We start from the raw sequence: 24865 nt of genomic DNA on the forward strand, positions 1-24865 counted from the left end.
TTCGGCCTCCGCTTCTTTTTGGAGGTGCTTTGTGCGCTTTAAGGCAGAGCTCCTGAACGCCGAGGAGGTGCGGCGGGCTCTCCACCGCATCGCCCACGAGATCGTGGAGGCCAACAAAGGGGTGGAGGGCTTGGCCCTTGTGGGCATCCACACCCGGGGCATTCCCTTAGCCGAACGCATCGCCCGCTACATCCGGGAGTTTGAGGGGAAGGAGGTACCGGTGGGAATGCTGGACATCACCCTCTACCGGGATGACCTCTCTGAGATTGGGATCCGGCCCCAGGTGCGCCAAACCCGGATCCCCTTTGACCTCACAGGCAAGGCCGTGGTGCTGGTGGACGACGTGCTCTACACCGGCCGCACCGCCCGGGCCGCCCTGGACGCCCTCATGGACCTAGGCCGTCCCCGGCGCATCTACCTGGCGGTCCTCGTGGACCGGGGGCACCGGGAGCTCCCCATCCGAGCCGATTTCGTGGGCAAGAACGTCCCCACGGCCAAAAACGAGGTGGTGAAGGTGAAGGTGGAGGAAGTGGACGGGGAGGACCGGGTGGAGCTTTGGGAAAGGGAGGAAGCATGAGGCACCTCCTAGATTTCCAGGGTTGGACTCGAGGCCAGGTGGAAAGCCTCCTGGACACCGCCCGCGTGATGGCCGAGGTCCTGGAGCGCCCGGTGAAGAGGGTGCCCGCCCTCCGGGGCTTCACCGTGGCCACGGTATTCTTTGAGCCCTCCACCCGCACCCGCCTCTCCTTTGAGCTGGCGGCCAGGCGCATGTCCGCGGATGTGGTGTCCTTCGCCGCCCAGGCCAGCAGCCTGCAGAAGGGGGAGAGCTACAAGGACACCCTGCTCACCCTCGAGGCCATGGGCATAGATGCTTACGTGATCCGGGCCGACGCCGCCGGGGTGCCCCACCAGGCTGCCCGGTGGGTGAAGGGGGTGGTGGTGAACGGAGGGGATGGCCGCCGGGCCCATCCCACCCAGGCTCTTCTGGACGCCTACACCCTCCTGGAGGCCCTAGGGAGCCTGGAGGGGAAGAAGATCGCCATTGTGGGGGACATCCTTCACTCCCGGGTGGCCCGCTCCAACGTGGAGCTCCTCCCTCTTCTCGGGGCTGAGGTGTGGGTGGCAGGCCCCCCCACCCTCCTCCCGCAACGCCTTCCCGGGGCCCGGCTCACCCCCCACCTGGACGAAGCCCTGGCGGAAGCGGATGCGGTTATGGTGCTGCGGCTCCAGAAGGAGCGCATGGAAGCCGGTCTCATCCACCTCCAGGACTACATCGCCCACTACCAGGTGACGGAAAGACGCCTGAGAAAGGCCAAACCCCACGCCCTCCTCCTCCACCCTGGCCCCATGAACCGGGACGTGGAGCTGGAAGGCACCCTGGCGGACTCGGAAAGAAGCCTGGTGAACCGCCAGGTGCATAACGGGGTGGCGGTACGCATGGCGGTGCTGTACCACCTCCTGGTGGGAAGGGAAGGATAAAAGACCCCTTTGAAGGGAGAGGAAAGCATGCTGCTCATCAAGAATGTCACCCTGGTAGACGCCTTGGGGGAACGGGGTCCTGCGGATGTGCTCATCGGGGAAGGCAGGATCCTCAGCCTAAGCGGTGGGGAAGCGGAAAGGATCTTGGACGGGAAAGGCCTCCTCTTGGCCCCCGGCTTCCTGGACCTTCACGCCCACCTCAGGGAACCTGGCCAGGAGGTGAAAGAGGATCTGGCCAGCGGGCTTTTGGCCGCCGTGCGGGGAGGATACACGGATATCGTTTCCATGCCCAACACCACACCTCCCGTGGACACCCCGGAGGCCGTGCGGGCCCTGAGGAAGAAAGCCCAGGCCCTGGGGCTTGCCCGGCTCCACCCCGCCGCCGCCCTGACCCAGGGCCAGGAGGGAAAGGCCCTCACGGAAGCCGGGCTCCTTAAGGAGGCCGGCGCTTCCCTCCTCACCGACGACGGCCGCACCAACGAGGACACGGGGGTGCTGGCGGCGGGCCTTTTGGGGGCCGCGGTCTTCGGCCTCCCCGTGGCGGTGCACGCGGAGGACACCTCCTTGCGCCGGGGCGGGGTGACGAACGACGGGCCCTTGGCCGACCTCCTGGGCCTTCCCGGAAACCCCCCGGAGGCGGAGGCGGCCCGCATTGCCCGGGACCTCGAGGTCCTGCGCTACGCCGTACGCCGGAGCCAAAAGAAACCCCACCTCCACATCCAACACCTCTCCACCAAGCGGGGCCTGGAGCTGGTGCGGGAGGCCAAGCGGGCGGGGCTTCCCGTCACCGCCGAGGCCACCCCTCACCACCTCACCCTCACCGAGGAAGCCCTGCGCTCCTTTGACCCCCTCTTCAAGGTGGCCCCACCCCTCCGCACCCAAGAGGATGTGGAAGCCCTCATAGAAGGCCTTCTGGAAGGCACCTTGGACGCCCTCGCCACCGACCACGCCCCCCACACCCAGGCGGAGAAGGAGATGGACCTTCTCAGGGCCCCCTTCGGCATCCCAAGCCTCGAGGTGGCCTTCCCCCTCCTCTACACCGAGCTTCACCTGAAGCGAGGCTTCCCCCTAAAGCGCTTGGTAGAACTCTTCACCGACGGTCCCCGAAACATCCTGGGCCTAAAGCCCATCCATCTGGAGGAAGGAGCCGAGGCCAACCTCGTCCTTCTGGACCCCAAGGAGGGCCCCGTGGACCCCAGGGGCTTCGCCTCCAAGGCCAAGTTCTCCCCCTGGGCGGGGTGGACCTTGGGGGGGTGGCCGGTTCTCACCCTAGTGGAAGGGCGGGTGGTGTACCAGGCGTTAGAATAAGAGCGTGCTGAAAAAGCTTCTGGAAGCCGATCCACTGGCCTGCGCCTGGAATGGGTGGGGGGGCTTCCCCTTTGGGAAGCCCAACCCACCTACCGGCACCAGAAGGCTGTGGACCGCGTTCGCCAAAGCATCCGCCCTAAGGAGGGCTCCTCGTGCCCTTGCATCCACGTGGCCGATGTGTACGTCCGCTTCCCTGAAGGCTCCTACAAACGGCCCGATATCGCCCTCTTTTGCCGGGAACCCGATGAGCTGGACGAGGCTATTACCCTCCTGCCTGAGGCGGTGGTGGAGGTGGTGAGCCGGGGTTATGAGGCCAAGGGTCTGGAAATTGCCCCCGGTTCTACCCCTCCCAGGGGGTTAAGGAGGTGGTGATCTTTGACCCCCATACGCTCTTGGTCCTGCACCTCCGCCAGAATGGAGCCTGGCGGCATGTGTCCCTGGTGGAGCTGGAACTCCTTTGCGGTTGCACCCTCACCGCCTAGGGACCCAAAGCTCCTTCAGGCTTCTCACCCCCTCCGCCTCCATAAGCTTCAGTAGGCCCTTCAGCACCCGGCGGGGGAAGAGGGGCCCCCCGTAGACGAAGCCGGTGTAGACCTGCACCAGGCGTGCCCCGAGCCTCAACCGCTCCCACACGTCCCGGGCGTCTTCCACTCCCCCCACGCTCACCAGGGTGAGGCCCTCCACCCCCGAAAGATGCCGCAGCACCTCTAGGGCCCGTTCCTTCAAGGGCCTCCCTGAAAGCCCCCCAGCTTCCCTGGCCAGGGGGCTTTTGAGGTTCGGGCGCTCCAAGGTGGTGTTCACCGCCACCAGGCCCTCGAGGCCATGCCTCAAGCAAAGCTCCACCGCCTGGTCCATGGCTTCAAAGGTGAGGTCCGGAGCCACCTTAAGGAGAAGGGGCTTTCGGGTGGCGGGGCGGAGCCAGGAAAGAAGCTCATCCAAAAAGGGACCTTCCTGAAGGGTGCGTAGCCCCGGGGTATTGGGGGAACTCACGTTGAGGACGAAGTAGTCCCCGTAAGGCTCCAGGACCCGCAAGGCTTCCAGGTAGTCCTCCGCCGCCCGCTCCAGGGGGGTATCCCGGTTCTTCCCCAGGTTCACCCCCACGGGGAAACGAAGCCTCCTTTCCCGAAAGCGCTTAAGCTTCCTGGCCGCCTCCTCCGCCCCCCCGTTGTTGAAGCCCATGCGGTTAATGAGGGCATGGTCCTCCACCAGCCGAAAAAGCCGGGGCCTGGGGTTCCCTTCCTGGGCTCTTGGGGTGAGGGTCCCCACCTCAGCGAAGCCGAAGCCCAAAGCCCACCAGGCCCCCAAAGCCCGGGCATCCTTATCCATCCCCGCCGCCAGACCCAAGGGATTGGGAAAGCGAAGGCCAAAGGCCTCCACCTCGAGCCTGGGATCCTCCACCCCCAGGAAACGGGCAGGCACCTCCAAAAGGGGCCCTCGTTCCGACCAGAAGGAAAGAAGCCTTAAGGTGAGCTCGTGGGCCTCCTCCGGGTCCAGGGCGAAGAGCAGGCGATGCATACGGGCCCATGGTACCTTGACCCAGCCACTCTTTCCAAGGTATACCTAGCTCATGCGTGAGGGCTTCCGTATCGGCTTGAAGAGCCTTGTCCTAAGCCTCGGCTTTCTGCTTGCCGCCTGCTCCTTTACCGTTACCGTGACTCTCCCCGACCAAACCTTCAGCGCCCAAGCCCTGCCCAACACCCAGGGGAAAATCCTTTACCCAAAAAATCCAGCCACCTTCAACCCACCCCCTGTTTCCCCCAAGAGCGTGCTCATCCAAGGCACCCTCGAGGCCGATCAGCCCTTAAACACCACCCTAACCTTCTACGTGCGTCTTAAGGATCCCAAAACCGACCCCGGTTGCATGGACCTCAGCATCTCCAACATTCCCGCCTACGCTTGTAGCATCGGCCCCGACGACGAAGAATCGGGAGAAGCTTTCTTTAACAACTCTTCGTCTGTCCCCTTAACCCTAACGGGCAGGAACCTCACCCAGGGCATCGCCCAGGGCCAGTTCTGGCTGGGCCTCGAGATGCAGGGCCTGCCCCAGGGCCTGGTGAACTTTGCCCTCAAAAACCTCAAGGCCACGGTGACGGTGGGCTTTTGAAAAGCCAAACCCACTCCCGGGGGTCTTTGTTCCTCCGGGTTTTTTCTTTGCCCCTGCCGGCGCTATGATAGGGACTAGATGAAGGACGTCTTGCGTCTGGAACTTCCCGTACTTCCCCTGAGGAACACCGTGATCCTCCCCCACACCACCACCGGGGTGGACGTGGGTCGCCCCAAGAGCAAAAGGGCGGTGGAGGAGGCCCTGAACGCCGATCGTTACATCTTCCTGGTCACCCAGAAGGACCCTGAGGTGGACGACCCCACCCCGGAGGACCTTTACGCCGTGGGCACCTTGGCGGTGGTCAAGCAGGCCATGCGGCTGCCCGACGGCACCCTGCAGGTGATGGTGGAGGCTAGGAACCGGGCCCGCCTGGTTTCCTACGTGGCCGCCCCCTACCTGAGGGCCGTGGGAGAAGTGCTGTCCGAGCCTCCCCTGCAGGACCCAAGCCTCGCCCGGGTCCTGGTGAACGAGGTGCAGGAGGCTTTTGAACGCTACCTGCAAAACCACAAAACCCTGCGCCTGGACCGCTACCAGCAGGAAGCGGTGAAGAGCACCCTGGACCCCGCCATCCTGGCGGACCTGGTGGCCCACCACGCCACCTGGAGCCTCGAGGAAAAGCAGGAAATCCTGGAAACCCCGGAGGTGGAGGAAAGGCTTAAAAGGGCCCTGGCCCTGCTTCTTCGCGACCTGGAACGCTTTGAGCTGGACAAGAAGATCGCCGCCCAGGTCAAGGAGCAGATGGACCAGAATCAACGGGAGTACTACCTCCGGGAGCAGATGAAGGCCATCCAGAAGGAGCTCGGGGGCGGGGAGGATTTCCTCTCGGAGATCGAGGAGCTCCGGGAGCGCATCGAGAAAAAGGGCATGCCCGAGGGGGTCAAGGAAAAGGCCCTCAAGGAGCTTAAGCGCCTGGAGCGCATGCAGCCCGGCTCCCCCGAGGCCACGGTGAGCCGCACCTATCTGGACTGGCTCCTGGAGGTGCCCTGGACCGAGGCCGAACCCGAGGTGTTAGACATCTCCATCACCCGACGGGTGCTGGAGGAGGACCACTACGGCCTCAAAGACGTGAAGGAGCGCATCCTGGAGTACCTGGCGGTGCGCCAGCTTACCCAGGGGAAGGAGGTCAGGGGTCACGCCCCTATCCTTTGCTTCGTGGGGCCCCCGGGGGTGGGCAAGACCTCCTTGGGCAAGAGCATCGCCCGTAGCATGAACCGCAAGTTCCACCGCATCTCTTTAGGTGGCGTGCGGGATGAGGCGGAAATCCGGGGTCACCGGCGCACCTATATCGGAGCGCTTCCCGGGAAGATCATCCAGGGGATGAAGCAGGTGGGCGTGGTAAACCCTGTCTTCCTCCTGGACGAGATCGACAAGCTCTCCTCCGATTGGCGGGGGGACCCGGCCTCCGCTCTTCTGGAGGTCCTGGACCCCGAGCAGAACCACACCTTCACCGACCATTACCTGGATGTGCCCTACGACCTCTCCAAGGTCTTCTTCATCACCACCGCCAACACCCTAAGCACCATTCCCAAGCCCCTTCTGGACCGAATGGAGGTCATCGAGATCCCCGGCTACACCCTGCCGGAGAAGCGCGCCATCGCCCGTCACTTCCGCTGGCCCTTCCAGGTGAAGGAAGCGGGCCTCGAGGGCAAACTGGAGATCACCGACCGGGCCATCGAGCGTATCGTGCAGGAGTACACCCGGGAGGCGGGGGTGCGCAACCTGGACCGGGAGCTTTCCAAGGTGGCCCGCAAGGCCGCCAAGGACTACCTGGAAAGCCCCTGGGAGGGCGTGCGGGTGGTGGATGCCCAGGACCTCGAGGCCTACCTGGGGGTGCCCAAGTACCGCCCGGACCGGGCGGAGAAGGCTCCCCAGGTGGGGGTGGCCCAGGGCCTGGCCTGGACCCCCTATGGCGGGGCCCTCCTCACCATCGAGGCCGTGGCCGTGCCGGGCACGGGCAAGGTGAACCTCACGGGGAACCTGGGGGAGGTGATGAAGGAATCGGCCCACGCCGCCCTCACCTACCTGCGGGCCCACCGGGAGGAGTGGGGCCTGCCCGAGGGCTTCCACAAGGACTTTGACCTGCACATCCACGTACCGGAAGGGGCCACGCCCAAAGACGGCCCCTCCGCCGGCATCACCATGGCCACCGCCCTGGCCAGTGCCCTCACAGGGCGCCCCGTGCGTATGGACATCGCCATGACCGGGGAGATCACCCTGAGGGGCCGGGTTCTCCCCATCGGCGGGGTGAAGGAGAAGCTCCTCGCCGCCCACCAGGCAGGCATCTTCCGGGTGGTCCTCCCCAAGGAAAACGAACCCGAGCTCAAGGAGGTGCCCGAGGAAATCCTCAAGGACCTGGAAATTACCTTCGTGGAGGAGGTGGGGGAGGTGCTTAGGCTCCTCCTCCTCCCCGCGGCGCCCCCGCCCGTGGCCCCTGCCGACCGGCCGCAACCGGGTGCTGGAGCCTAAACCTCCACCAGCTGCCCTAAAGGGGCCAGCACGCGGCTGGTGCCCGGGGCCTTTCGGTAGGCCTTCAGGGCAAGCTCAGCCAGCCCCTTGGTCCCCAACCCCAGGCGGTACACGCCCGGGAGGAGGAAAAGAAGGTAGTCCAGGGGCCTTTGCGGCAACACAGCTCCCCAAAAGTCGTAGGCTCTGACCTCCACGGGCAGGAAGTAAACCCCCTTGTCCCCGGCGAAAAACCGGAGGGGAAAGGCCTCAGCGTCCACTCCCACGCCGTTGGGCAGGTGCTGGTACACCTGTCCCTGAAGGTGCAGGACCGCCGGCTCATCCAGCACCAAGGCCACCTCCACCGCCTCCCCGTCCCAGGAGATCAGCTCCAGCTCCTCGGGGAGGTCGTCCATGGGTACCGGAGAGCCCAAGCCCATGAGCTTCTCGGGCGGTAAGAACTCACTCCGGGGAAAAGCGGGGTCGGCCATGAAGCGGCGCCATCCCAGCAAGGATTTGGCCCATACCCCGGTTTCTAGGGGCCGCCTGCTGGCCTGGCGATGGTACGCCTCCGCCACCGCATCCCCTGTTCCATGGAAAAAGTCCGCCAGGCGCCCGTGCAACCTGAGCCTTTCCCCGGGAGCAATGCCCGAGCAAAGGTAGCGGCGGAACTGAGGCTCGGCCAGGCGGTACCGGCCCTCGGTAAAAACCAGCCACCCCCGGTGCTCCAGCTCGTCCAAATGGGCCTCGACCCCCAAGGCCTGCGCCACCTCCGGCGGGAAGGAACCGGGGTGCAGCGACAAGGCCTCCAAGGCCCTCCGGGCCGCCTCGGGCAGGTGGCGAGCCTCGAGGGCCACCATGGCCCGCACCCGCTGGGGCAAGGCCTCAGGGTCGTCCAGGGCCAGGAGTTCCTTGAGGATCTCCGGGCGGCCGCCGCTTTCCAGGTAAAAGCGGGCCGCCCGCTCGAAGGAGAGGTTCCGCAAGTACCCCCTGCGCACCTCGCCCCAGGCCAGCCGCGGCACCTGAAGAACCCGGGTAATCTCCGCCGGGAAGCGGGTTCGCAGGGCCAGCAGGAACGAAGGGTCCTCGCCAAAGGCGCTGCGGGCCACCACCAGGACCTGGCCGGAGGTGGGGCGGAGCCTAAGGGCCTCCTCCTTTCCAGGGAGGGGGTCACTCAGGTAAAAGACCCCAAGGCCGCTTCCCAGCCCCTCCCGGAAGGGAAGGCCCAAGCTCTCTGCTAGGGCCCGGGCCAAAGCCTTACGACCGGATCCCGGCGGCCCCATCAGCACCACCAGGGCCGGAGGACGCACCTCCTTGAGCCTTTCCGGAAGGGGCAAGGCCTCCTTGGGGACCTCCAGGCGCGCCCTCACCGCCTGCAGCCACCCGGTGAACTCGGGGGAGAGGTCCTCGAGGCCCTCCATCACCTCCCCTACCCCGGGGCTCCGGTCCAGCTCCACCCCAGGGGGGAGCTCCAAGACCCTACCCCTAAAGGCCTCCCTCCCGAAAAACCCCCGGAGGTGGGTGAGCTCCACCCGGAGGTTCTGCAAGGCCGCCCCGTGGCCCCAGAGGAGGTCGGCCAGCTTCTCCCTGCGGGTGGGCCCCTCGAGGGCCAGGTAATAGAGGATGCCTAAGGCCTTCCGCCGCAAGGAAAGGGGCCCCGAGGGTCCTTCCGCCCGGGCAGGGCCGTATAGGGGCAACCGGACCTTCATCGCTCTCACCCTCGTTAATCCAACCGTTAAGAAATCTTTAAGGAGATCCTCACCTTCTACCTTAAGCTTAACGCCCTCAAACCAACCCCGTGTCAGAAAAGCACATGGCCCCCTTAACGCTCCCTTAACGCCCCACGGGAACCTATACCCTTAGCCTGGATCCGGCTATCCTGGACAAGCTACAAGAACCCGGGGAACCCGTATCCCTGGCCCTGGAGCCCGGTCCCCTGCCCCAGGTCCTTCTTTCCGCCCGGCCGGTGGTGCGGGAAATCGTGCGCACCCTCACGGAGGAAAGCCTGGCGGTGGTCCTCCTGCCCCTGCCCGCGGTGTTGCCCCCGGGGGCGGAGCTTCCCCTCCGGGCCCAGGTGCAGGGAGGCCCCACCCGGGTCTGGGCCGAGCTGGAAGGGCGCACCTATGCCCTGAATCCCCTGGAGGAAGGGCTTTACGGGGCTTACCTCCCCGTGGAGGGCCAGGGGAGCCTGGAGCTGAAGGTGGTGGCCGAGCGGGGTGAGGAGCGGGCCGAGGCCAGGGCCTACCTCACGGTGCGCCCCGGCCCCCTGGCCACCCTCCTCGCCACCCCCGCCCTCTTGGACCCCGGGGAGGAGGTGCGCCTCGAGGCCCGCCTCCTCCGCCGGGCAAACCGGGTGGAGGTGCGCCTCGGACCCCTCATCGTCCCCTTGGAACGGGTGGACGACCTCACCTTCCGCGGCACCCTCCTGGCTCCCAAGACCCCAGGAGCCTACGAGCTGGAGCTCTACCTGGACGGCACCCGCACCGCCACCGCCCGCATCCGGGTGCGGGACTAGGGAAGCTCCTCCTTGCGGTTGGCGTTCAGGAAAACCTGGGCCCCGAAGCGCTCCACCACCGCCTCCGCCGGGATGTAGGTGGCCCCCAACACCTCCATCACCCGCCGGAGGAGGAAGTCCCCTTCCCGAAGCTGCCTTTCCACCTGGGGGAGGCAATCCTTGTGATAGAAGGCCATGAGGGGCTCCAGGTGGCCTTCCGGGTTATAGGCCACCACCACCGGGTGGGGGGAGGCCAGGGCGCGCTCATAGAGAAAGGCCCAGTACCCCGGGCTCAGGAAGGGCAGGTCCGTGGCCGCCACCGCCACCCAGGGGTAGCGGGCGTGAAAGAGGGCGGAGTGCAGGCCGGAAAGGCTATCTCCCCCCGGGAGGAGGTCGGGATAGACGGGCACCTCGAGGCCCGGATAGGGCCGGTTGGCCACGACGAAGCGCTCCCCCGCCCCCTGCAGGCTATCCAAAACCCACCGGATCAGGGGCTTCCCCCGATAGGGGTAAAGGGCCTTGTCCTCCCCGAACCTGCGGGAAAGCCCCCCGGCGATCACCACACCCGTGTACACCCCCTAGCCTAAAGCCTCCGCTAGCCTCTCCGCCAGAAGGGGCGCATAGAGAAAACCCGTGGAACCGAGGCCCGTCAGGGCAAAGCCGCCCTCCACGGGGAAGAGGTAGGGAAGGTCCGTACCCTTGGGCGAAGCGGGGCGGTCCAGCCGGAAGCGCACCCCCCGCCAGGCGGAGGCCACCCGGGGGCGGTAGCCCAGAAGGTCTTCCGCGCCCCTTAGAAGCCATTCCACCTCCCCTTCCGTGGGCGGGGGAGCCTCGGGATCAGAACGATGGGGAAGGTAGCTTCCCCCTAGGGCGCTTCCCGCCAGGTAGACCCGGTAGCTGATGGCCCGGGGGAAATAGTCCAGCAGGAGAAGGACCAAGCCCGGGATATGCCACCCCTCCAGCCCCAAAAGATGGGCCCCCTGCCCACCCCCCGCGTAGACCAGCACCTCCCCCCTTATCCGCCCTCCCCCCTCCAGCCAGAGATAAGGCGGTTCCCAGGCCAGCACCCGGGCCCTGAGGAGGGCAAGCCCTTCCGAAAGCTTTGCCAGAAGGGGCCTGGGTTCCAACCAGAAGGCCTCTTCCAGCCAAACGCCCCCTTCGTCCCAAGCGTGCCTGAGCCCCCCAAGCCGGGAGGCCACCTTTCCCCGCTCCCCTTCCGGCACGGGGCGGTAGACGCCCAGGTGCAGGGGCACGAAGCGGCCGTAAAAGCGCAGGGCCGCCTCGAGGGCCTCCTCCCCCCGGTTGGCCAGGGTGAAGCGCTTCCCCCGCAAGGGGTTCACCAGGGCCACGGGGGAGCGGCTCGCCTCCCCCAGGCCCTGGGCCACCACCCGCACCCTAAGACCCCTTTCCTTGAGAAGCCAGGCGGCGGTAAGCCCCGCCACCCCCGCCCCCAGGACCACCACCTCGGCTTCCTCTACCATCCCCGGCTGGGCTCAGAAGCGAAAGCCCTCCCCCTCCTTCCGGCATAGCCCCCTGGCCGCCAGGCCCTCCAAAAGGGCCCGGGCCTCGGCCTCAGAAAGGAAGGGGAGCAGATCCTCCGGGCGCAATAAGCCCCCCTCCGCCAGGCCTCCCGCATGGCCAGGCGCTCCAGGGCCGCCCGCGAAAGCCCCTGGGCCAGAAGCCTCCCCTGCCAGCGGAATAGGCCCAGATACAGGGAGTAGGAAAGCAAGGCCGCCAGAAGCAGCCCCCAGAGGGCGAAGCGGGAGGTGGCATACACGAGAAGAAAAAAGGCTAGGGCGCCGCCAAAGGGCAGGAAGTGCTGGCGCATACCGTCCCCTCAGGCCACGGGCAGGGGGATGGGGGCAGGCTCCCTGGCCCCCACCACCTCCCCAAAGAGCAGGTGCGGGGTAGCCTGCTTGATCTCCACCTGATAAAGCCCCGGGGTGGGAGCCTGGTGGGCGGGAACCAGCACCGGATGGTTCCCCCGGTCGTGCCCCTGCACAAAGCCCTCCTCCTTGGCCACCCCCCGCACCAGCACCTCCACCGTCTTCCCCACCCACTCCTGGTTGCGGCGGTAACTCCACTCCTTCTGCTTTTCAATGAGGCGCTGTAGCCTTTCCACCTTCACCTCCCGGGGCAGGTCCTGGAAATGCTTGAAGGCCGGGGTTCCGGGCCGGGGGGAGTAGATGAACATGTAGGCCTGGTCGTAGCCCACCTCGTCGTAAAGGGAGAGGGTTTCCTGGAAGTCCTCCTCCGTCTCCCCAGGGAAGCCCACGATGATGTCCGTAGAAAGGACAGCGTCTGGCAAAACCTCACGGATCCTCCGGATGCGCTCCAGGTAGTGCGCCCGGCGGTACTCCCGGGCCATGCGCCTAAGCACCCGGTCGGAGCCCGATTGCACCGGAAGGTGGATGTAGCGGGTGATGGCGGGGGTCTCGGCGATGGCCTCTAGGATGTCGTCGGTGAAGTTCACCGGGTGGCTGGTGAGGAAGCGCACCCGGGGGATGCCCATCCCCCCCACCAGGCGGAGGAGCTCGGCAAAGCTGGGGAAGCCCGGCTGGTCCTTGCCGTAGGAGTTCACGTTCTGGCCCAGGAGGGTCACCTCCACCACCCCCGCCGCTTTCAGCTGCTCGATCTCCTTCAGGATCAGGTCCGGGTGGCGGGAAACCTCAGGGCCCCGGGTGGTGGGGACGATGCAGTAGGTGCAGTGGTGGTTGCACCCGCGGATGATGGTCACATGGGCGGATAGGGCCCCCTTAGGGGGCGGGGGGATGTAGTCCAGGAGGTCCTCCTTGAAGGTGAGGTCCCAGAAGCGCTCGTTCCCCTTCAAGGCCTCGGGCAAGGAGGTGAGGGCCCCAGGGCCTAAAAGCACGTCCACGCCGAACTTGCGGGCCATCTGCTGGCCCTCGTCCAGCTGGGCCAGGCAGCCCATGAGGCCGATAAGAAGGCCCCGGCGCTCCTTCTCCTTGCGAAGCTGGCCTAGAAGCGAGCGAACTTTCTCCACGGGCTTGCCCCGCACGGCGCAGGTGTTCACCAGGACAAAGTCCGCCTCCTCCACGCTCTCCACCAGCTCCCACCCCAGGCTGACGAGCTCGCTGGCCACCAGGTGGGAGTCGTACTCGTTCATCTGGCATCCGAAGGTGATGATGTGCGCGCGCATAAACCTCCTGGGGCGGTCGGGGGGATCCCGGGCCCCGTGGTCTTCAGTGTAGCAACCTCGAGGCCCTCAAGGCCAACCCTGATCCCTGGGTTTCCCCTCCAGCCCCCCAAAGGCCACACCCCCCGGCCACGCTACCGGGGGGGTGAAGCTTTGCCTTCCCAGGCTGGTGGCGGCGGTGGGACTCGAACCCACGACACCACGATTATGAGTCGTGTGCTCTGACCACCTGAGCTACGCCGCCACGGGCGCACCAGGCATCCCCCATCTTAGGGGAGGTCCCGCCTAGGGTCAAGGCTCAAACCCGATGTGATCCATGAAGGCGGGAAGGATCTCCTCGGCGAAGAGGTCCAAGAAAGCCCTCACCGCCCCCAGGCTCACCCCTCCCGTGAGGTCCAGGTCCGATTCCACCCACACGGTTCCTCCCTCGTCCAAAAAGGCCCGGCTGAGGCGGCGGTCCCGATTCCAGGCGTTCACGGCCTCGAGGTCCGGCACCTCCTCCAGGGTAAAGCCAGCGCTTAAGGTCAGGACCCCGCACCGCTCCTCCTGGCAGAAATCCAGGTAGAGCCAGACCTTAGTCAGGCCAGCCATCTCCAGACGGAACTCCTGGGCACCCGTCTTCTCGTAGGCAAGACCCGCCTGCTTGAGGATCCCTTCCACCTCGGCCGGGGTCAAGCCCTTGACCACGGCCTGCCCCAAGGCCAATCCCAAAAACAACAATCCCGCCAGCAATATCCTCATAAAACCCCTCTTCCGTCCCGGTGGACCTGTAGGCGACCTTGCAGGACACCCCTAGCCTACACGATCCCCTTCTCCTTCAGAAAACGCCCCTCCCGGAAGCGCTCCAAGCGGAACGGGGTTATGTCCAGGCTCCTCGCCTTCCCGTGGACCACCTGCTCCGCCATGAGCCTCCCCACCATGGCCGCCTGCTGCACCCCGTGGCCGGAAAAGCCCGCCGCCACCAAAAGCCCCTCCTCCACAAAACCCAGGATGGGGTTGTGGTCCGGGGTCACCTCGTAGTAGCCCCACCAGCTGGCCTTCCGGTCCAGGGCGAGCCCCTCCAGGAAGGGAAAGCGGAAAAGGCCCGCCTCGAGGGTGGGCCCAAGCCACTCCCAATCCATCCCCTCGGCGAAGCCAGGGGGCTCAGCGGGATTGGAGCGGCCCAGGAGCACCCTGGGCCCCTCCGATCGCAGGTAAAAGCCCGTGGCCAGGTCGATGGTGAGGGGGAAGGCGTGGGGGAAAGGGGCGGGGGCCGTGGCATAGACCATGCGCCGCACGGGGTGGATGGGGATCTCCAGGCCCAGCCTCCGCCCCACCTCCCCTGTCCAGGCCCCCGTGGCCAAGAGCAGGAAAGGGGCCTCATACCGCCCCTTGGGGGTCGCCACCCGCCAAACGCCCCCCTTCGGCTGCGCCCCAAGCAGGGGCTCGAAAAAGCGCACCTCGGCCCCAAGGCGCCTGGCCTCCCGCAAGTAGTAGGCGGTCACCCCGTGGGGGTCAATGATCCCGTCCATGGGCCCGTAGGTGGCGTAGGCCAGGCCCTCCTCCCGGAAGGGCACCAGGGCTTGGGCCGCCTCGAGGGCGAGCTTTTCCACCGGCACCCCCAAAGCCCTCTGGGTGGCCAAGGCTTCCTCCTGGACCTCCCTCAAGGCCTCGGGCACCAGGAAAAGGTAGCCGATGGGCCGGTAGCCGGCCTCCGGGATCCTTTGGTACTCCAGGATGGAGTGGTAGGAAAGGAGGACGTTCCAGGGCTCGGAGAACTGCACCCTGACCCCAGCGGCGCTCCGCCCTGTGGAGCCTTGGGCGAAGGTGGCCTCCTTCTCCAGGACCAAAACCCAAAGCCCCGCCTCCGCCAGGCGGTAGGCCGAGGCCGCCCCCACGATCCCCGCCCCCACCACCAGGACATCGGGCATGGCCCCAGTCTAGGACACTTTTCCCCGGGGAAAGGGGTATGCTATGGCCCGGAGGTCAGGTATGGCCTACAAACACATCCAAATCCCAGAGGGCGAAAGGATCACCATCCAAAACGGGGTTCTCCAGGTGCCGGACCAGCCCATCATCGGCTTCATCGAAGGGGATGGGACGGGGCCAGACATCTGGAGAGCCGCCAGGCCCGTCTTAGATGCCGCCGTAGAAAAGGCCTACGGGGGAAAGCGCAAAATCGCCTGGGCGGAGATCTACGCCGGGGAAAAGGCCAACCAGGTTTATGGGGAGCCTGTATGGCTACCCGAGGAAACCCTGGACTTCATCCGCGAGTACCTGGTGGCCATCAAAGGGCCCCTCACCACCCCGGTGGGCGGGGGCATCCGCTCCATCAACGTGGCCCTAAGGCAGGAGCTGGACCTTTACGCCTGCGTGCGCCCCGTGCGCTGGTTCCAGGGGGTCCCGAGCCCGGTGAAGCACCCCGAGCTGGTCAACATGGTCATCTTCCGGGAGAACACCGAGGACATCTACGCTGGGATTGAGTGGCCTGCAGGCAGCGAGGAGGTGCAAAAGGTCCTGGACTTCCTCAAGCGGGAGTTCCCCAAGGCCTACGCCAAGATCCGCTTCCCCGAAACCTCCGGCATCGGCATCAAGCCCGTGTCCAAGGAGGGCACGGAGCGCCTGGTGGCCGCGGCCATAGAGTACGCCATCAAGGAGGACCTGCCCAGCGTCACCCTGGTGCACAAGGGCAACATCATGAAGTTCACGGAAGGGGCCTTCCGGGAATGGGGCTACGCCCTGGCCCGGGAGAAGTACGGGGCCACGCCCCTGGATGGCGGACCCTGGTATGTGCTGAAAAACCCTAGGACCGGCAGGGAGATCGTCATCAAGGACATGATCGCCGACAACTTCCTGCAGCAGATCCTCCTCCGCCCCGACGAGTACTCGGTAATCGCCACCTTGAACCTCAACGGGGACTACATCTCCGACGCCTTGGCCGCCCAGGTGGGTGGAATCGGCATCGCCCCCGGGGCCAACATCAACTACCAAACGGGGCATGCGGTCTTTGAGGCCACCCATGGCACCGCCCCCAAGTATGCGGGCCAGGACAAGGTGAACCCCTCTAGCGTCATCCTCTCGGGGGAGATGATGCTCCGCTACATGGGCTGGAACGAGGCAGCAGACCTCATCATCCAGGCCATGGAGCGCACCATCGCCAAGGGGCTCGTTACCTACGACTTCCACCGCCTCCTTCAGGCCGAGGGTAAGCCCGCCACCCTCCTTAGAACCAGCGAGTTCGGCCGCGCCCTGATCGAACACATGTAGGCCAGGCCCCTGCCCTACTCCAGGGCAAAACGGGCTTCCAGGTTAGGGAGGTCCGCCTCCAGGAAGCGGAGGCGGACCTCGGTGTTTAGGGGAAGGGGCTGGGCCAGGGCCACCTGGGCGCCGAGGCCCAGCTCGGGGAGGAGGAAGGTCCCCTGCCCGCCCCGCCTCTCCACCAAGACCCCCGGCCCCTCGTAGCCCTCTTCCAGGAGGTGGACCAGGGTCCAGTGGAGCTTGCTCCTGCGCTCCGCCTCCCGCACCAGGTCGGCCACCGCCTCCGCCGCCCCCACCCTTTCCAGAAGCTCCCCTTGGGAAAGGGGCTTTTCCCCCTTGAGCCAGGCCCTGAGCTGCTGGTGGGCCACCAGGTCCAGGTAGCGCCTTAAAGGGCTCGTCACCTGGGCATAAAGGGGAAGGCCCAGGCCCCTGTGGGGTGCGGGCACCGCCTTGAGCTGGGCCCGCTTGAGGAGCTTCCTCTGCTCCCACATGGCGGCCAGGCCCTCCCCTTCCACCCTGCGGGAAGGGGCCTCCTGGGTGGCGAAGGGGAAGGGTAGGCCCTCCCTAAGGGCCAGGTGGGCGGCGGCGTAGCCCGCAAGGAGCATGGCCTCCCGCACCCAGAGGCGGCTCTCGTAGGGGGACAAGGGGGTGAGGCGCACCCGCCCTTCCTCCAGGCGCACCTTCACCTCGGGGAGGCTCAGGTCCAAGGCCCCCTGGGAAAGGCGCTTCCGGTGAAAGGCCTGGGCCAAGGCGGCCAGGGGCCCCAGGGCGGGTTCCCCCAGGGCTTCCCGGTAGGTGAGCCGCCTAACCCGGACCCAGGAAGGGTAAAGCCGCTCCTCCAGAAGCTCCCCCTCCTCAGAAACCCAAAGCTCAAAGGTGAGGGCGGGGGAAACCTCCCTTAGGCCCAGGCCCAGGCGCTCGGTGGCGGCCTGGGGCAGCATGGGCACCGTGCCCTCGGGGAGGTAGAGGTTGGCCCCGCGGCGGAGGGCCTCCAGGTCCTGGGGGCTCCCCGGGGGCACCAGGGCGGCCACGTCCGCCACGTGCACCAGGAGGCGGAAACCCCCTTCCACCTCTTCGGCGTAGACGGCGTCGTCCGGGTCCTGGCTCCCCTCGTCGTCCACGGCGAAGGCGAGGAGGTGGGTGAGGTCTTCCCGGGCCTCCTCCGGCAGGGGGGGCAAGGGGAGGTCTGGGGGGTTCAGGGGAAGGCCCAGGCGCCGGGGATGGGCGTTTTCCCACCGCCAGAGGCCCAGGCGGAGGAGGAGGGCGTGGGCGGCCTCCGGGGTTTCCGGGAGGGCCAGGGCCCTGAGCAGTCGGCTTTCCTGGCGCTCCCCAAGGGCCAGGGCCTCGGCCTCGGCCAGGAGGGGGCGGTCCTCCTCAAGCCACCTCCCCTCCTTGAGCCTCCCCACCGCCTCCTGGAAGGCCCGCTCCCGCTCCTCCCTAGCCCTTTTGGCCCGCAGGAGGGCGGCAAGCTCCTCGGGGGTTCGGGCCCGCACCCGGTCCCCCTCGAGGGCAAACCGCTCCCCCCTTTGGGCCAGGAGGTAGGCCCCGTAGGCGGTTTCCGGGGTGTAGGCGCCAAAAGCCAGCTCCGCAAGCTCCTTCAGGCTCACCGCCTGGCCCTGCAGAAGTTCCCAGGCGGCCTCCTCCTCCCCTGCGGGCACCTCGAGGTCCAAGGAGGCCGGTCCGGGATGGAGCCAAAGGACGTCCTTGGGGCGTACCCGGGCCCGCTCCCCCCCGGGAAGGGTGAGCTCCAGCCGGTCCCCCTTCTCTTCCGCCAGGGCGGGCTTGCCCTTGTAGACGACGAGCGCGGCCACGCCCTCCAGGATACGCTAGGCGGAGGTATAGTGGGCGGCGTGGAGTGGGATCTCGCAGATCTCTATGCCGGCCCCGAGGACCCCAGGCTGGAAGGGGACCTGGCCGAAGCCCTGCGCCTGGCGGAAGGGCTGGACCCTCAGGACCTCCTGGACCCCAAGGGGGCGGAAGCCCTCTTCCGCCGCTACGAGGAAGCCCTGGAGAAGGCCTACCGGCCCCTGAACTACGCCTCCCTCTACTTCGCCACCCGCACCCAGGACCCGGTGGCGAAAGCCCTCCTGGACCGGGTGCGAAACCGCTACACCGAGGTGCGCAACCGCCTCCTGCCCCTGGAGGTGGCCCTGCGCAAGCTCCCTGAGGAGGCCTTCCAGGCCCTCCTGGACCACCCCGGCCTGGCGGACCTCCGCCACTTCCTGGAAAGGCAAAGGGCCTACGCCCCCCACACCCTTTCCGAGCGGGAGGAAGAGCTCCTAAACCTCAAGGGCCTGGTGGGCAGGAGCGCCTGGAGCCAGTTCTACACGGAGTACACCGGCCGCTTCCGCTTCCGGGTGGGGGAAAAGGAGCTCACCGAGATGGAGGTGCGGGCCCTGAGGCGGGACCCCGACCCCAAGGTGCGCCGGGAGGCCCACCGGGAGCTATACGGGAAGCTCCTGGCCGAGGCCCCCACCCTGGGCGCCGTCTTCAACGCGGTCTATTTGGACTATCTCCAGGACCTGCGCCTCCGGGGCTACCGCCACCCCCTGGAGCCCGTGGCCCTCCGGGACGAGGTGGAGGTAAAGGACATCGAGGCCCTCCTCGAGGCCACCCGGGCCCACTACGGCCTGGTGGAGGCCTACTACCGCTGGAAGGCCAGGCGCTTGGGCGGGGAAAAGGTGCCAAGCCCCGACCTCCTCGCCCCCCTCACCCGGGAAAAGCCCCAGGTGCCCTTCGAGGAGGCCAAGGCGCTGGTCCTGGAGGCCTTCCGCCGCTTCTCCCCCGAGGTGGAAAGGATCGCCCGGGAATTCTTTGAGAAGCATTGGATCGACGCCTACCCCCGCCCTGGCAAGCGGGGCGGGGCCTTCTGCTCTGGGGGGCTTCCCTCCACTCACCCCTACGTCCTCCTCAACCACACCGACGACCTGGACGCCGCTCACACCCTGGCCCACGAGCTGGGGCACGGGGTGCACTTCTACCTGGCCAGGAAGCAACGCCTCCTCAACTTCGGGGCCTCCACCCCCCTGGCGGAAACCGCCAGCGTCTTCGCGGAGATCCTCCTGGACGACCTCCTCTTGGAAAGGCTTTCCCAGGAGGAAAAGACCCTCCTCCTGGCAGAAAGGGTGGAGGATGCGGTGAACACCCTCTTCCGCCAGGTCATGTACACCTTCTTCGAGAGGCGGAGCCTCGAGGCCCGCAAGGAAGCGGCCCTCTCCCCCGAGGCCTTCCACCGGATCTGGCAGGAGGAGCAAGAGGGGCTCTACGGGGAGGCGGTGGCGTGGACCGAGCTGGACCAAGCGGCCTGGGCCGGCATTCCCCACTTCGTCCACTACCGCTTCTACACCTACAGCTACGCCCTGGGCTACCTGGTGGTCCTGGCCCTTTACGGGAAGTACCGAGAGGAGGGGGAAGCTTTCGTGCCTAAGTACCTGGGAATCCTCGAGGCGGGGGAAAGCGCTAGCCCCAAGGAAATCCTGGCCAGGGCCGGGGTGGACCTGGGCTCCGAGGCCTTCTTCCGCTACGGCTTCGGGGTCTTGGAGTCTTGGCTTAAAGCCCTGCCCTAGGCCACAATAAGGGGATGGACCTCGTCTTTCGCCCCGGGCGCTACCCCTACCTCACCCAGGACCTTCCCGGCGTGGGGGGTATGATCCGCCTTCTTCCCCAGGACTTCCAGGTGGAGGAGGTGCCCGCCTACCTGCCCAGCGGGGAAGGGGAACACCTCTACTTCCTCCTGGAGAAGGAAGGCTTAACCACGCGCCAGGTGGTGGAGTTCCTGCGGGACGAGGTGGGGGTCCCGGAAAAGGAGATCGGGGTGGCGGGGCTTAAGGATAAGCGCGCCCAAACCCGGCAGTGGTTCTCCATCCCCCGCAAACACGAGGATGCCCTCTGCTTGCTGGAAAACCTTAAGGGAACCCGGCTTCTGGAAGCCAACCTGCACACCAACAAGCTGCGCACGGGGCACCTCAAGGGAAACCACTTCCGCATTCTCATTCGCGGAGCTCACGGCGTGGAACAGGCCCGGGCCATCCTGAAGACCCTCGAGGCCAAGGGCATCCCCAACTATTACGGCCCCCAGCGCTTTGGCCTCGAGGGGCAGAACCCGGTCAAGGGCTACGAGCTGGTGAAGAAGGGCAAGGGAAGGGGAAACCCCTGGCTCAAGCGCTTCCTGATTGGAAGCCTGCAAAGCCTCCTCTTCAACGACTGGGTGGCCCTGAGGATGGAAAGGGGGCTTTACGACCGGGTCATCCCCGGGGACTGGGCCAAGAAGCACGCCACCGGGGGAGAGTTTCTGGTGGAACGGGAAGAGGAAGTGGAAAGGTCTTTAAGGCTCGAGATCAGCGCCACGGGGCCCCTCTTCGGCAAGAAGTACCCGGAGGCCCGGGGGGAGGCCCGGGCCCTGGAGGACGAGATCCTGGCCCGCTATGACCTGAAGCGGGAAGAGTTCCGCGCCCGCCGGGGGGCAAGGAGGCCCATCCGCATCCCCCTTACGGAGTGGACCCTGGAGGAAACCCCAGAAGGGCTTTGGCTAACCTTCTTCCTGCCCAAGGGCAGCTACGCCACCAGCCTCCTCAGGGAGGTGATGAAGGTGGAGGTGGATGCTCCGGAAGAGGAAGAAGCCCTGGGGAGGGCTAAACCCTCCCCCAGCCCCGGGTAGCCCTTAGAAGCGGTAGCCCACCTTGAACTGGGCCGCCAGCTTATTTCCCGCAAGGCCTAGGTCCCCACCTAGGAAGAAGGGAACCCCCAGAGCAGCCTTGAGGTCGTACTCGGCATCCGCCCGGAAGTAAAGGCTGGTGTTGCTAAACTGGAAGCCAGGGATGACCACCCCAAGCCCCACGCCCCCCCTCAAGCCCTCGGCCAGGGGGTAGAGGTAGCGGAAGAGGAAGGCCCCGTTCCAGTTGCCGTTCACGTCATAACCCACGTCCAAGGCCGGCCGCACCTCCCCCACAGGGGGCTGGAAGAGCTGGCAGTGCCAGGAGGCCTCGAGGCCAAAGCCCTGGGTACCCCCTACCGCCGCCAGGGAGGGCTTTAAGTTCTCCACGGAAAACTGCGCCAAACCCAGGCCGAAGGCCACCACCCAAACACCCAGAATCCTCCGCATACCCATACCTCCCCTGTGCATGCTACCCCATATCCATGGCTCTTTGCAAGCTTTTGTAATTGGCCACCACATTTGAGACACCTTGGGGAACCGACTCCCCCCATATCTTAGCCAGGAACTCCAAGGGAGCAAGGCCACCCAAGGCCCTGTGGGGCCTTCTGCGGTTGTAGTGGTCAAGGTAGGCATTGAGCTCCGCCTGTAGTTCGCTCACCCTCGTGGGCAAAGCTCGGGTATAAAACTCCTCCCTAAAAGTCCGTTGCAACCGCTCCACGTGCCCGTTGAGCTTGGGGCTCCGGGGAGGCAGCACGAAAAGAGCAACCCCCAAACGTCGGCATGTCTCCTCAAACTCCGCCATGAACTCGCTACCCCCATCCACCTGTACCGCCCGGATGGGGAAAGGCGCCTGGGCCACCAGTCGGGACAGAAACTCCCCCGCTAGCCTCGCCGTGGCCCGGCTGTGCACCTCCCCCAGGGCATAGCGGGTAAAGAGGTCCACCGCCGAAAAGTGCCGCACCACCTCCCCCGGTCCCAGGCTCACTATCAAGGTGTCCACCTGTACCAGGTCCCCAGGGGCTTGAGCTTCGTATCCCCGGGGCTTACCCCGGGCGTAGGGTCTCCTAGGTCTTCCCCTGGCCTTCCCTCTCCCCCTCCGGGCCAGAAAGCAGGCCACCCTCTCCACCCGTCCCCTCCCCTCCAAATAGGCCAGAATCCGGCCCACCGTCCGTTCCCCTAGCCGGAAGCCCTCCTGGCGCAAGGTGAGCCAGATGGGCCACCGCCCCCAGGTGGGGTTCTCCCTCCTCAGCTCCTCCACCCGCGAAAGAAGCTCGGGCCTCCAGTGCACCTTTCCCCGCAGGCGCCGGGGGCGGCGGGACTTGGGCTTGAGTCCGGCTAGCCCCTTCTCCCTCAAAGCCCTTTCCCAACGGTAGTAGGTGGCCCGGCTGATGCCTAAAAACTCCCGAATCTCTTCCCAGCTCCGCTTGCTCTCCCGCAGGGCTTTCACCAACTTCACCTTGCGAAGGCGTTCCTGGACATCCGGGTCGCCTGCCCCCGCTTCGGCCAGTCTTGTCCCTTGGCTAGCCCCTTGCCCTATCGCTCGGCCAAACGAGGTAAGCTGCATATGGGGAACCTCCGCTACAGGGTCGGTTCCCCATCTTTTTATCCCATTCAGCGTCTCACATGTGTCTGTCCAGGTTCAGCTTTCCCCTAGGGAAGCTCCAGAGAACACCTTATACCCCCTATCCTTAAGCACCTCACCCACCGCCTCACCTATTCCCCGGACCAGGATGGGAGGGGAACCCAGGTTGAGCATGACCAGAAAGCCTGCCACATACTCGGCTAGCTCCTCCGGGGCCATGGAGGGCCCACCCGTGCGGCCATAGCCCGGGAGGTCCAAAAGATAGAAGGTATACCCCTCCGGAAGATCCTCGGGCCAGGCCCTTGCCTCCTCCGCCAGGAGGAGCACCCCTGGACCCCTTCCCACCCGGTCGAAAACCAGGTTGAGCCCGTAGAGGTGAAGGTACCCCGTCCGCCTCATAGGGCAAGGCCTCCGGGCAAGGGCCGAAAGGCTTCACCGCTGAGGAAATCCGCCACCAGGTCCACCACCTCCTCCCTGGCCTCCCAGGGCACCAGGTGGCCCGCCTCCTCCAGGGTGAAGCGCAAGGCCTCCCCCTTGGCGAAGTCCGCCACCTCCTTGCCGTAAAAAGGCGGGGTAAAGGCATCCCAGGCCCCCTGGACCACCAGGATCCGGGCTTCCGTGCCCCTAAGCCAGCGGCGCTCATCGGAAAGCCCTTCCATAAGGGCCAGCCAAGCCCGCACCCCTTCCTCCGAAAGCCCTTCCTTCCAGGCGGCGAAGATCTCCTCGCTCCCCACCGCTTTTGGGCCGAAGAAGAGGGCCCGGCCCACCTGGGCAAATCCTCCCGTTCCCCGGGCCTCGAGGCCCAGCCTTAAGGCCGCAAGCTTGGCGGAAAGAAGGGCATCCCGCCGCAGGATGGGGGAAAGGAGCACCAGGCTTCTTGCCCCCTCCTGGAAGGCCACCTTCAAGGCGGCAAGGGCCCCTTCCGCAAAGGCGATCAGGTGAGCTCCTTCCTCCGAGGGAAGGTCCAGGAAAAACTCCAGCCCCGCCGGGGGGGAAAGAAGCCCAGGGAAAAGCCGTATCTCGCCCACGCCCCCTTTATACTCCAAGGCATGGAAGGAAAAACCATTCCCCAGCGGGAAACCCTGGATGCCACCTTGGGGGTGCGCTACCTGAAGCTGGAAAAGGAAGAAGTGGTGGCCGAGCTGGTGGTAACCCCCAGGGTGCACCAGCCCTTCGGCTTCCTCCACGGGGGAGCCACGGTGGCCCTGGCGGAAAGCGTGGCCAGCGTGGGCGGGTTCCTGAACTGCCCACCGGGGCATGCCGCCTTCGGCCTGGAGATCAACTGCAACCACCTCCGCAAGAAACAAACAGGGGTGATCCGCGCCGTGGGGAAACCCCTGCACGTGGGACGCACCACCCAGGTGTGGGAGGTCAAGGTCTACGACGAGGAGGAGAGGCTGGTGGCGGCAAGCCGCTGCACCCTGGCGGTGGTGCCCTTAAAACCAGGAACGTAGCCAGCGAAGCCAGTTCTCACCCAGGAACGCCTCGTCCCCTAAGGACCAAAGGTCTCGGTGGCGGTCCAACCCCAGGGGAACCGCCTCGAGGCCAAACCCCCCGTCCCAGTCCGTGCCCAGGCCCACCCCCTTGGGGCCCAGGATGGCTTCGGCATGAGCCTTATGGCGGAAGAACGCCTCCAGGGGTAGCCTGGGGTCGCCCCTCTTCCAGCCGAGTTCCAAAAAGGCGTTGAAGGGCACCAAGCCCAAAACCCCACCCCGCTCCCTTAGGACCTCCATAAGCCGGTCGGAGAGGTGACGGGGGGAAGGCACCAGGGCCCGGGCGTTGGCGTGGGTGGCGCAGACCGGCCCCGAGAAGACCTCCAGGGCCTGGAAGGCCGCCTCCTCCGCCAGGTGGGAGAGATCCAGGGCCATGCCCAGGCCCTCCATCTCCCTCAAAAGGGCTTTTCCCAAGCCGGTCAGGGGGGCCTCCTCGGCGTTGCCCCCTGCGTAGGCATTCCGGGTGGCCCAGGTAAGGGAAAGCATCCTGAGGCCCCTTTGCCGCAAAGGAACCAACTCCTCAGGGGAGGCGAGGGCATGGGCACCTTCCAGGAGAAGCACCAGGCCCGGGATACGGTCCTCCTGGTGGCGGGCGAGGTGTGCCTCCAGATCCCTTCCGTGGCGGAGGATCCTCACCCATCCCTTGGCCTCCCAGGCCTGGTACAGGGCCAGCTGGGCGTACACCTCCTCCTGCCAGTCCTCGAGGGCCCCTTCCCCGGGGTCCACGAACAAGGTGGCAAAGGCCACCGCCACCCTGGCCTCCCTAAGGCTTTCCAGGGTGACCAGGGGGGTGTCGGGGTGGGGGTCCACCTCCCTGAGCCGCTCTAGAGAAAGGGAGAGGTCCCGCCCCAGGATCCGGGCGTTGTAGGCCAAATCCAGGTGGGCGTCCACCATGACGGGGTCCATAGGCAAACT

Annotated in this window: 23 protein-coding genes, 1 tRNA gene and 2 pseudogenes; 11 read left to right on the forward strand and 15 right to left on the reverse strand. The window is 66.2% G+C overall.

The window, feature by feature from the left end:
* The first annotated feature begins 31 nt into the window (after nt 1–31).
* The 4 genes and pseudogenes from pyrR to EBI04_RS05650 all read left to right on the forward strand — a co-directional run bounded on the left by pyrR (nt 32) and on the right by EBI04_RS05650 (nt 3269).
* Nucleotides 32–577, forward strand: coding sequence for a bifunctional pyr operon transcriptional regulator/uracil phosphoribosyltransferase PyrR (gene pyrR / locus EBI04_RS05635; protein ID WP_135256651.1), 546 nt, complete (start codon nt 32–34; stop codon nt 575–577).
* Nucleotides 574–1479 (forward strand): aspartate carbamoyltransferase catalytic subunit, encoded by a 906-nt coding sequence (locus tag EBI04_RS05640; RefSeq protein ID WP_135256652.1) that lies wholly within the window; start codon nt 574–576, stop codon nt 1477–1479. Before pyrR ends, EBI04_RS05640 begins: the two co-directional genes overlap by 4 nt.
* Before the next feature lie 27 nt (nt 1480–1506).
* The gene (locus EBI04_RS05645; protein ID WP_135256653.1) at nt 1507–2787 is read left to right on the forward strand and encodes a dihydroorotase; all 1281 of its coding nucleotides are present in this window, start codon (nt 1507–1509) and stop codon (nt 2785–2787) included.
* A 4-nt stretch (nt 2788–2791) separates the two neighbouring features.
* Nucleotides 2792–3269 (forward strand): annotated as a pseudogene (locus EBI04_RS05650) (Uma2 family endonuclease).
* Here the strand turns inward: EBI04_RS05650 and EBI04_RS05655 are convergent.
* Complete coding sequence (locus EBI04_RS05655; protein WP_135256654.1) at nt 3259–4302, reverse strand: quinone-dependent dihydroorotate dehydrogenase; 1044 nt, start codon at nt 4300–4302, stop codon at nt 3259–3261. The pseudogene EBI04_RS05650 and the gene EBI04_RS05655 overlap by 11 nt on opposite strands.
* A 52-nt stretch (nt 4303–4354) precedes the next feature.
* Here EBI04_RS05655 and EBI04_RS05660 point away from each other — a divergent pair, with 52 nt between their 5' ends.
* Both EBI04_RS05660 and lon read left to right on the forward strand, forming a co-directional pair.
* The gene (locus tag EBI04_RS05660; protein WP_135256655.1) at nt 4355–4891 is read left to right on the forward strand and encodes a hypothetical protein; all 537 of its coding nucleotides are present in this window, start codon (nt 4355–4357) and stop codon (nt 4889–4891) included.
* Nucleotides 4892–4969: 78 nt separating this feature from the next.
* Nucleotides 4970–7357 carry an endopeptidase La gene (gene lon / locus EBI04_RS05665; protein WP_135256656.1) on the forward strand — a complete coding sequence of 796 codons (2388 nt, stop codon included), beginning with the start codon at nt 4970–4972 and terminating at the stop codon, nt 7355–7357.
* Here the strand turns inward: lon and EBI04_RS05670 are convergent.
* Nucleotides 7354–9042, reverse strand: a complete 1689-nt coding sequence (locus tag EBI04_RS05670; protein ID WP_135256657.1) for a hypothetical protein — start codon at nt 9040–9042, stop codon at nt 7354–7356. The genes lon and EBI04_RS05670 overlap by 4 nt on opposite strands.
* Before the next feature lie 260 nt (nt 9043–9302).
* Here EBI04_RS05670 and EBI04_RS05675 point away from each other — a divergent pair, with 260 nt between their 5' ends.
* Nucleotides 9303–9848 carry a hypothetical protein gene (locus EBI04_RS05675; RefSeq protein ID WP_240695394.1) on the forward strand — a complete coding sequence of 182 codons (546 nt, stop codon included), beginning with the start codon at nt 9303–9305 and terminating at the stop codon, nt 9846–9848.
* Here the strand turns inward: EBI04_RS05675 and EBI04_RS05680 are convergent.
* From EBI04_RS05680 to EBI04_RS05710, 7 genes and pseudogenes are all read right to left on the reverse strand, one after another.
* Nucleotides 9845–10402: a molybdenum cofactor guanylyltransferase gene (locus tag EBI04_RS05680; RefSeq protein ID WP_135256658.1), complete on the reverse strand. Its 558-nt coding sequence runs from the start codon at nt 10400–10402 to the stop codon at nt 9845–9847. The two genes, EBI04_RS05675 and EBI04_RS05680, sit on opposite strands and share 4 nt — an antisense overlap.
* Nucleotides 10403–10405: 3 nt before the next feature.
* Nucleotides 10406–11308, reverse strand: coding sequence for an NAD(P)/FAD-dependent oxidoreductase (locus EBI04_RS05685; protein ID WP_135256659.1), 903 nt, complete (start codon nt 11306–11308; stop codon nt 10406–10408).
* Between the two features lie 12 nt (nt 11309–11320).
* A pseudogene (locus tag EBI04_RS05690) lies at nt 11321–11655 on the reverse strand (hypothetical protein).
* Between the two features lie 9 nt (nt 11656–11664).
* On the reverse strand, nt 11665–12987 hold the full coding sequence (gene miaB, locus EBI04_RS05695; protein WP_135256660.1) for a tRNA (N6-isopentenyl adenosine(37)-C2)-methylthiotransferase MiaB: 1323 nt from the start codon (nt 12985–12987) through the stop codon (nt 11665–11667).
* Between the two features lie 164 nt (nt 12988–13151).
* Nucleotides 13152–13228, reverse strand: a tRNA-Met gene (locus EBI04_RS05700).
* 47 nt (nt 13229–13275) lie between these two features.
* On the reverse strand, nt 13276–13725 hold the full coding sequence (locus EBI04_RS05705; protein WP_135256661.1) for a YbjN domain-containing protein: 450 nt from the start codon (nt 13723–13725) through the stop codon (nt 13276–13278).
* A 56-nt stretch (nt 13726–13781) separates the two neighbouring features.
* Nucleotides 13782–14894 (reverse strand): NAD(P)/FAD-dependent oxidoreductase, encoded by a 1113-nt coding sequence (locus EBI04_RS05710; protein WP_135256662.1) that lies wholly within the window; start codon nt 14892–14894, stop codon nt 13782–13784.
* Between the two features lie 61 nt (nt 14895–14955).
* On the opposite strand from EBI04_RS05710, the gene icd reads away from it, so the two are divergent.
* Nucleotides 14956–16230, forward strand: a complete 1275-nt coding sequence (gene icd, locus EBI04_RS05715) for an NADP-dependent isocitrate dehydrogenase (protein ID WP_135256663.1) — start codon at nt 14956–14958, stop codon at nt 16228–16230.
* 14 nt (nt 16231–16244) lie between these two features.
* On the opposite strand, the gene EBI04_RS05720 is transcribed toward icd, so the two are convergent.
* The gene (locus tag EBI04_RS05720) at nt 16245–18032 is read right to left on the reverse strand and encodes an RNB domain-containing ribonuclease (protein ID WP_167481893.1); all 1788 of its coding nucleotides are present in this window, start codon (nt 18030–18032) and stop codon (nt 16245–16247) included.
* 39 nt (nt 18033–18071) lie between these two features.
* Here EBI04_RS05720 and EBI04_RS05725 point away from each other — a divergent pair, with 39 nt between their 5' ends.
* Nucleotides 18072–19787, forward strand: coding sequence for a M3 family oligoendopeptidase (locus EBI04_RS05725; RefSeq protein WP_135256665.1), 1716 nt, complete (start codon nt 18072–18074; stop codon nt 19785–19787).
* A 14-nt stretch (nt 19788–19801) separates the two neighbouring features.
* Nucleotides 19802–20878 (forward strand): tRNA pseudouridine(13) synthase TruD, encoded by a 1077-nt coding sequence (gene truD, locus EBI04_RS05730; RefSeq protein WP_135256666.1) that lies wholly within the window; start codon nt 19802–19804, stop codon nt 20876–20878.
* 3 nt (nt 20879–20881) lie between these two features.
* On the opposite strand, the gene EBI04_RS05735 is transcribed toward truD, so the two are convergent.
* The 4 genes from EBI04_RS05735 to EBI04_RS05750 all read right to left on the reverse strand — a co-directional run bounded on the left by EBI04_RS05735 (nt 20882) and on the right by EBI04_RS05750 (nt 23485).
* Complete coding sequence (locus EBI04_RS05735; protein ID WP_135256667.1) at nt 20882–21322, reverse strand: hypothetical protein; 441 nt, start codon at nt 21320–21322, stop codon at nt 20882–20884.
* Between the two features lie 22 nt (nt 21323–21344).
* The gene (locus tag EBI04_RS05740) at nt 21345–22439 is read right to left on the reverse strand and encodes an integrase core domain-containing protein (protein WP_135256668.1); all 1095 of its coding nucleotides are present in this window, start codon (nt 22437–22439) and stop codon (nt 21345–21347) included.
* 75 nt (nt 22440–22514) lie between these two features.
* Nucleotides 22515–22856 carry an alpha/beta fold hydrolase gene (locus tag EBI04_RS05745; RefSeq protein WP_135256669.1) on the reverse strand — a complete coding sequence of 114 codons (342 nt, stop codon included), beginning with the start codon at nt 22854–22856 and terminating at the stop codon, nt 22515–22517.
* The gene (locus EBI04_RS05750; RefSeq protein ID WP_167481894.1) at nt 22853–23485 is read right to left on the reverse strand and encodes an alpha/beta fold hydrolase; all 633 of its coding nucleotides are present in this window, start codon (nt 23483–23485) and stop codon (nt 22853–22855) included. Before EBI04_RS05750 ends, EBI04_RS05745 begins: the two co-directional genes overlap by 4 nt.
* A 21-nt stretch (nt 23486–23506) precedes the next feature.
* On the opposite strand from EBI04_RS05750, the gene EBI04_RS05755 reads away from it, so the two are divergent.
* On the forward strand, nt 23507–23911 hold the full coding sequence (locus EBI04_RS05755; RefSeq protein WP_135256670.1) for a PaaI family thioesterase: 405 nt from the start codon (nt 23507–23509) through the stop codon (nt 23909–23911).
* Here EBI04_RS05755 and EBI04_RS05760 read toward each other — a convergent pair.
* On the reverse strand, nt 23894–24856 hold the full coding sequence (locus tag EBI04_RS05760; protein ID WP_135256671.1) for a dipeptidase: 963 nt from the start codon (nt 24854–24856) through the stop codon (nt 23894–23896). The two genes, EBI04_RS05755 and EBI04_RS05760, sit on opposite strands and share 18 nt — an antisense overlap.
* Between the last annotated feature and the right edge of the window lie 9 nt (nt 24857–24865).

Origin of the sequence: Thermus caldilimi (assembly GCF_004684245.1) — a bacterium.
Taxonomy (GTDB): domain Bacteria; phylum Deinococcota; class Deinococci; order Deinococcales; family Thermaceae; genus Thermus; species Thermus caldilimi.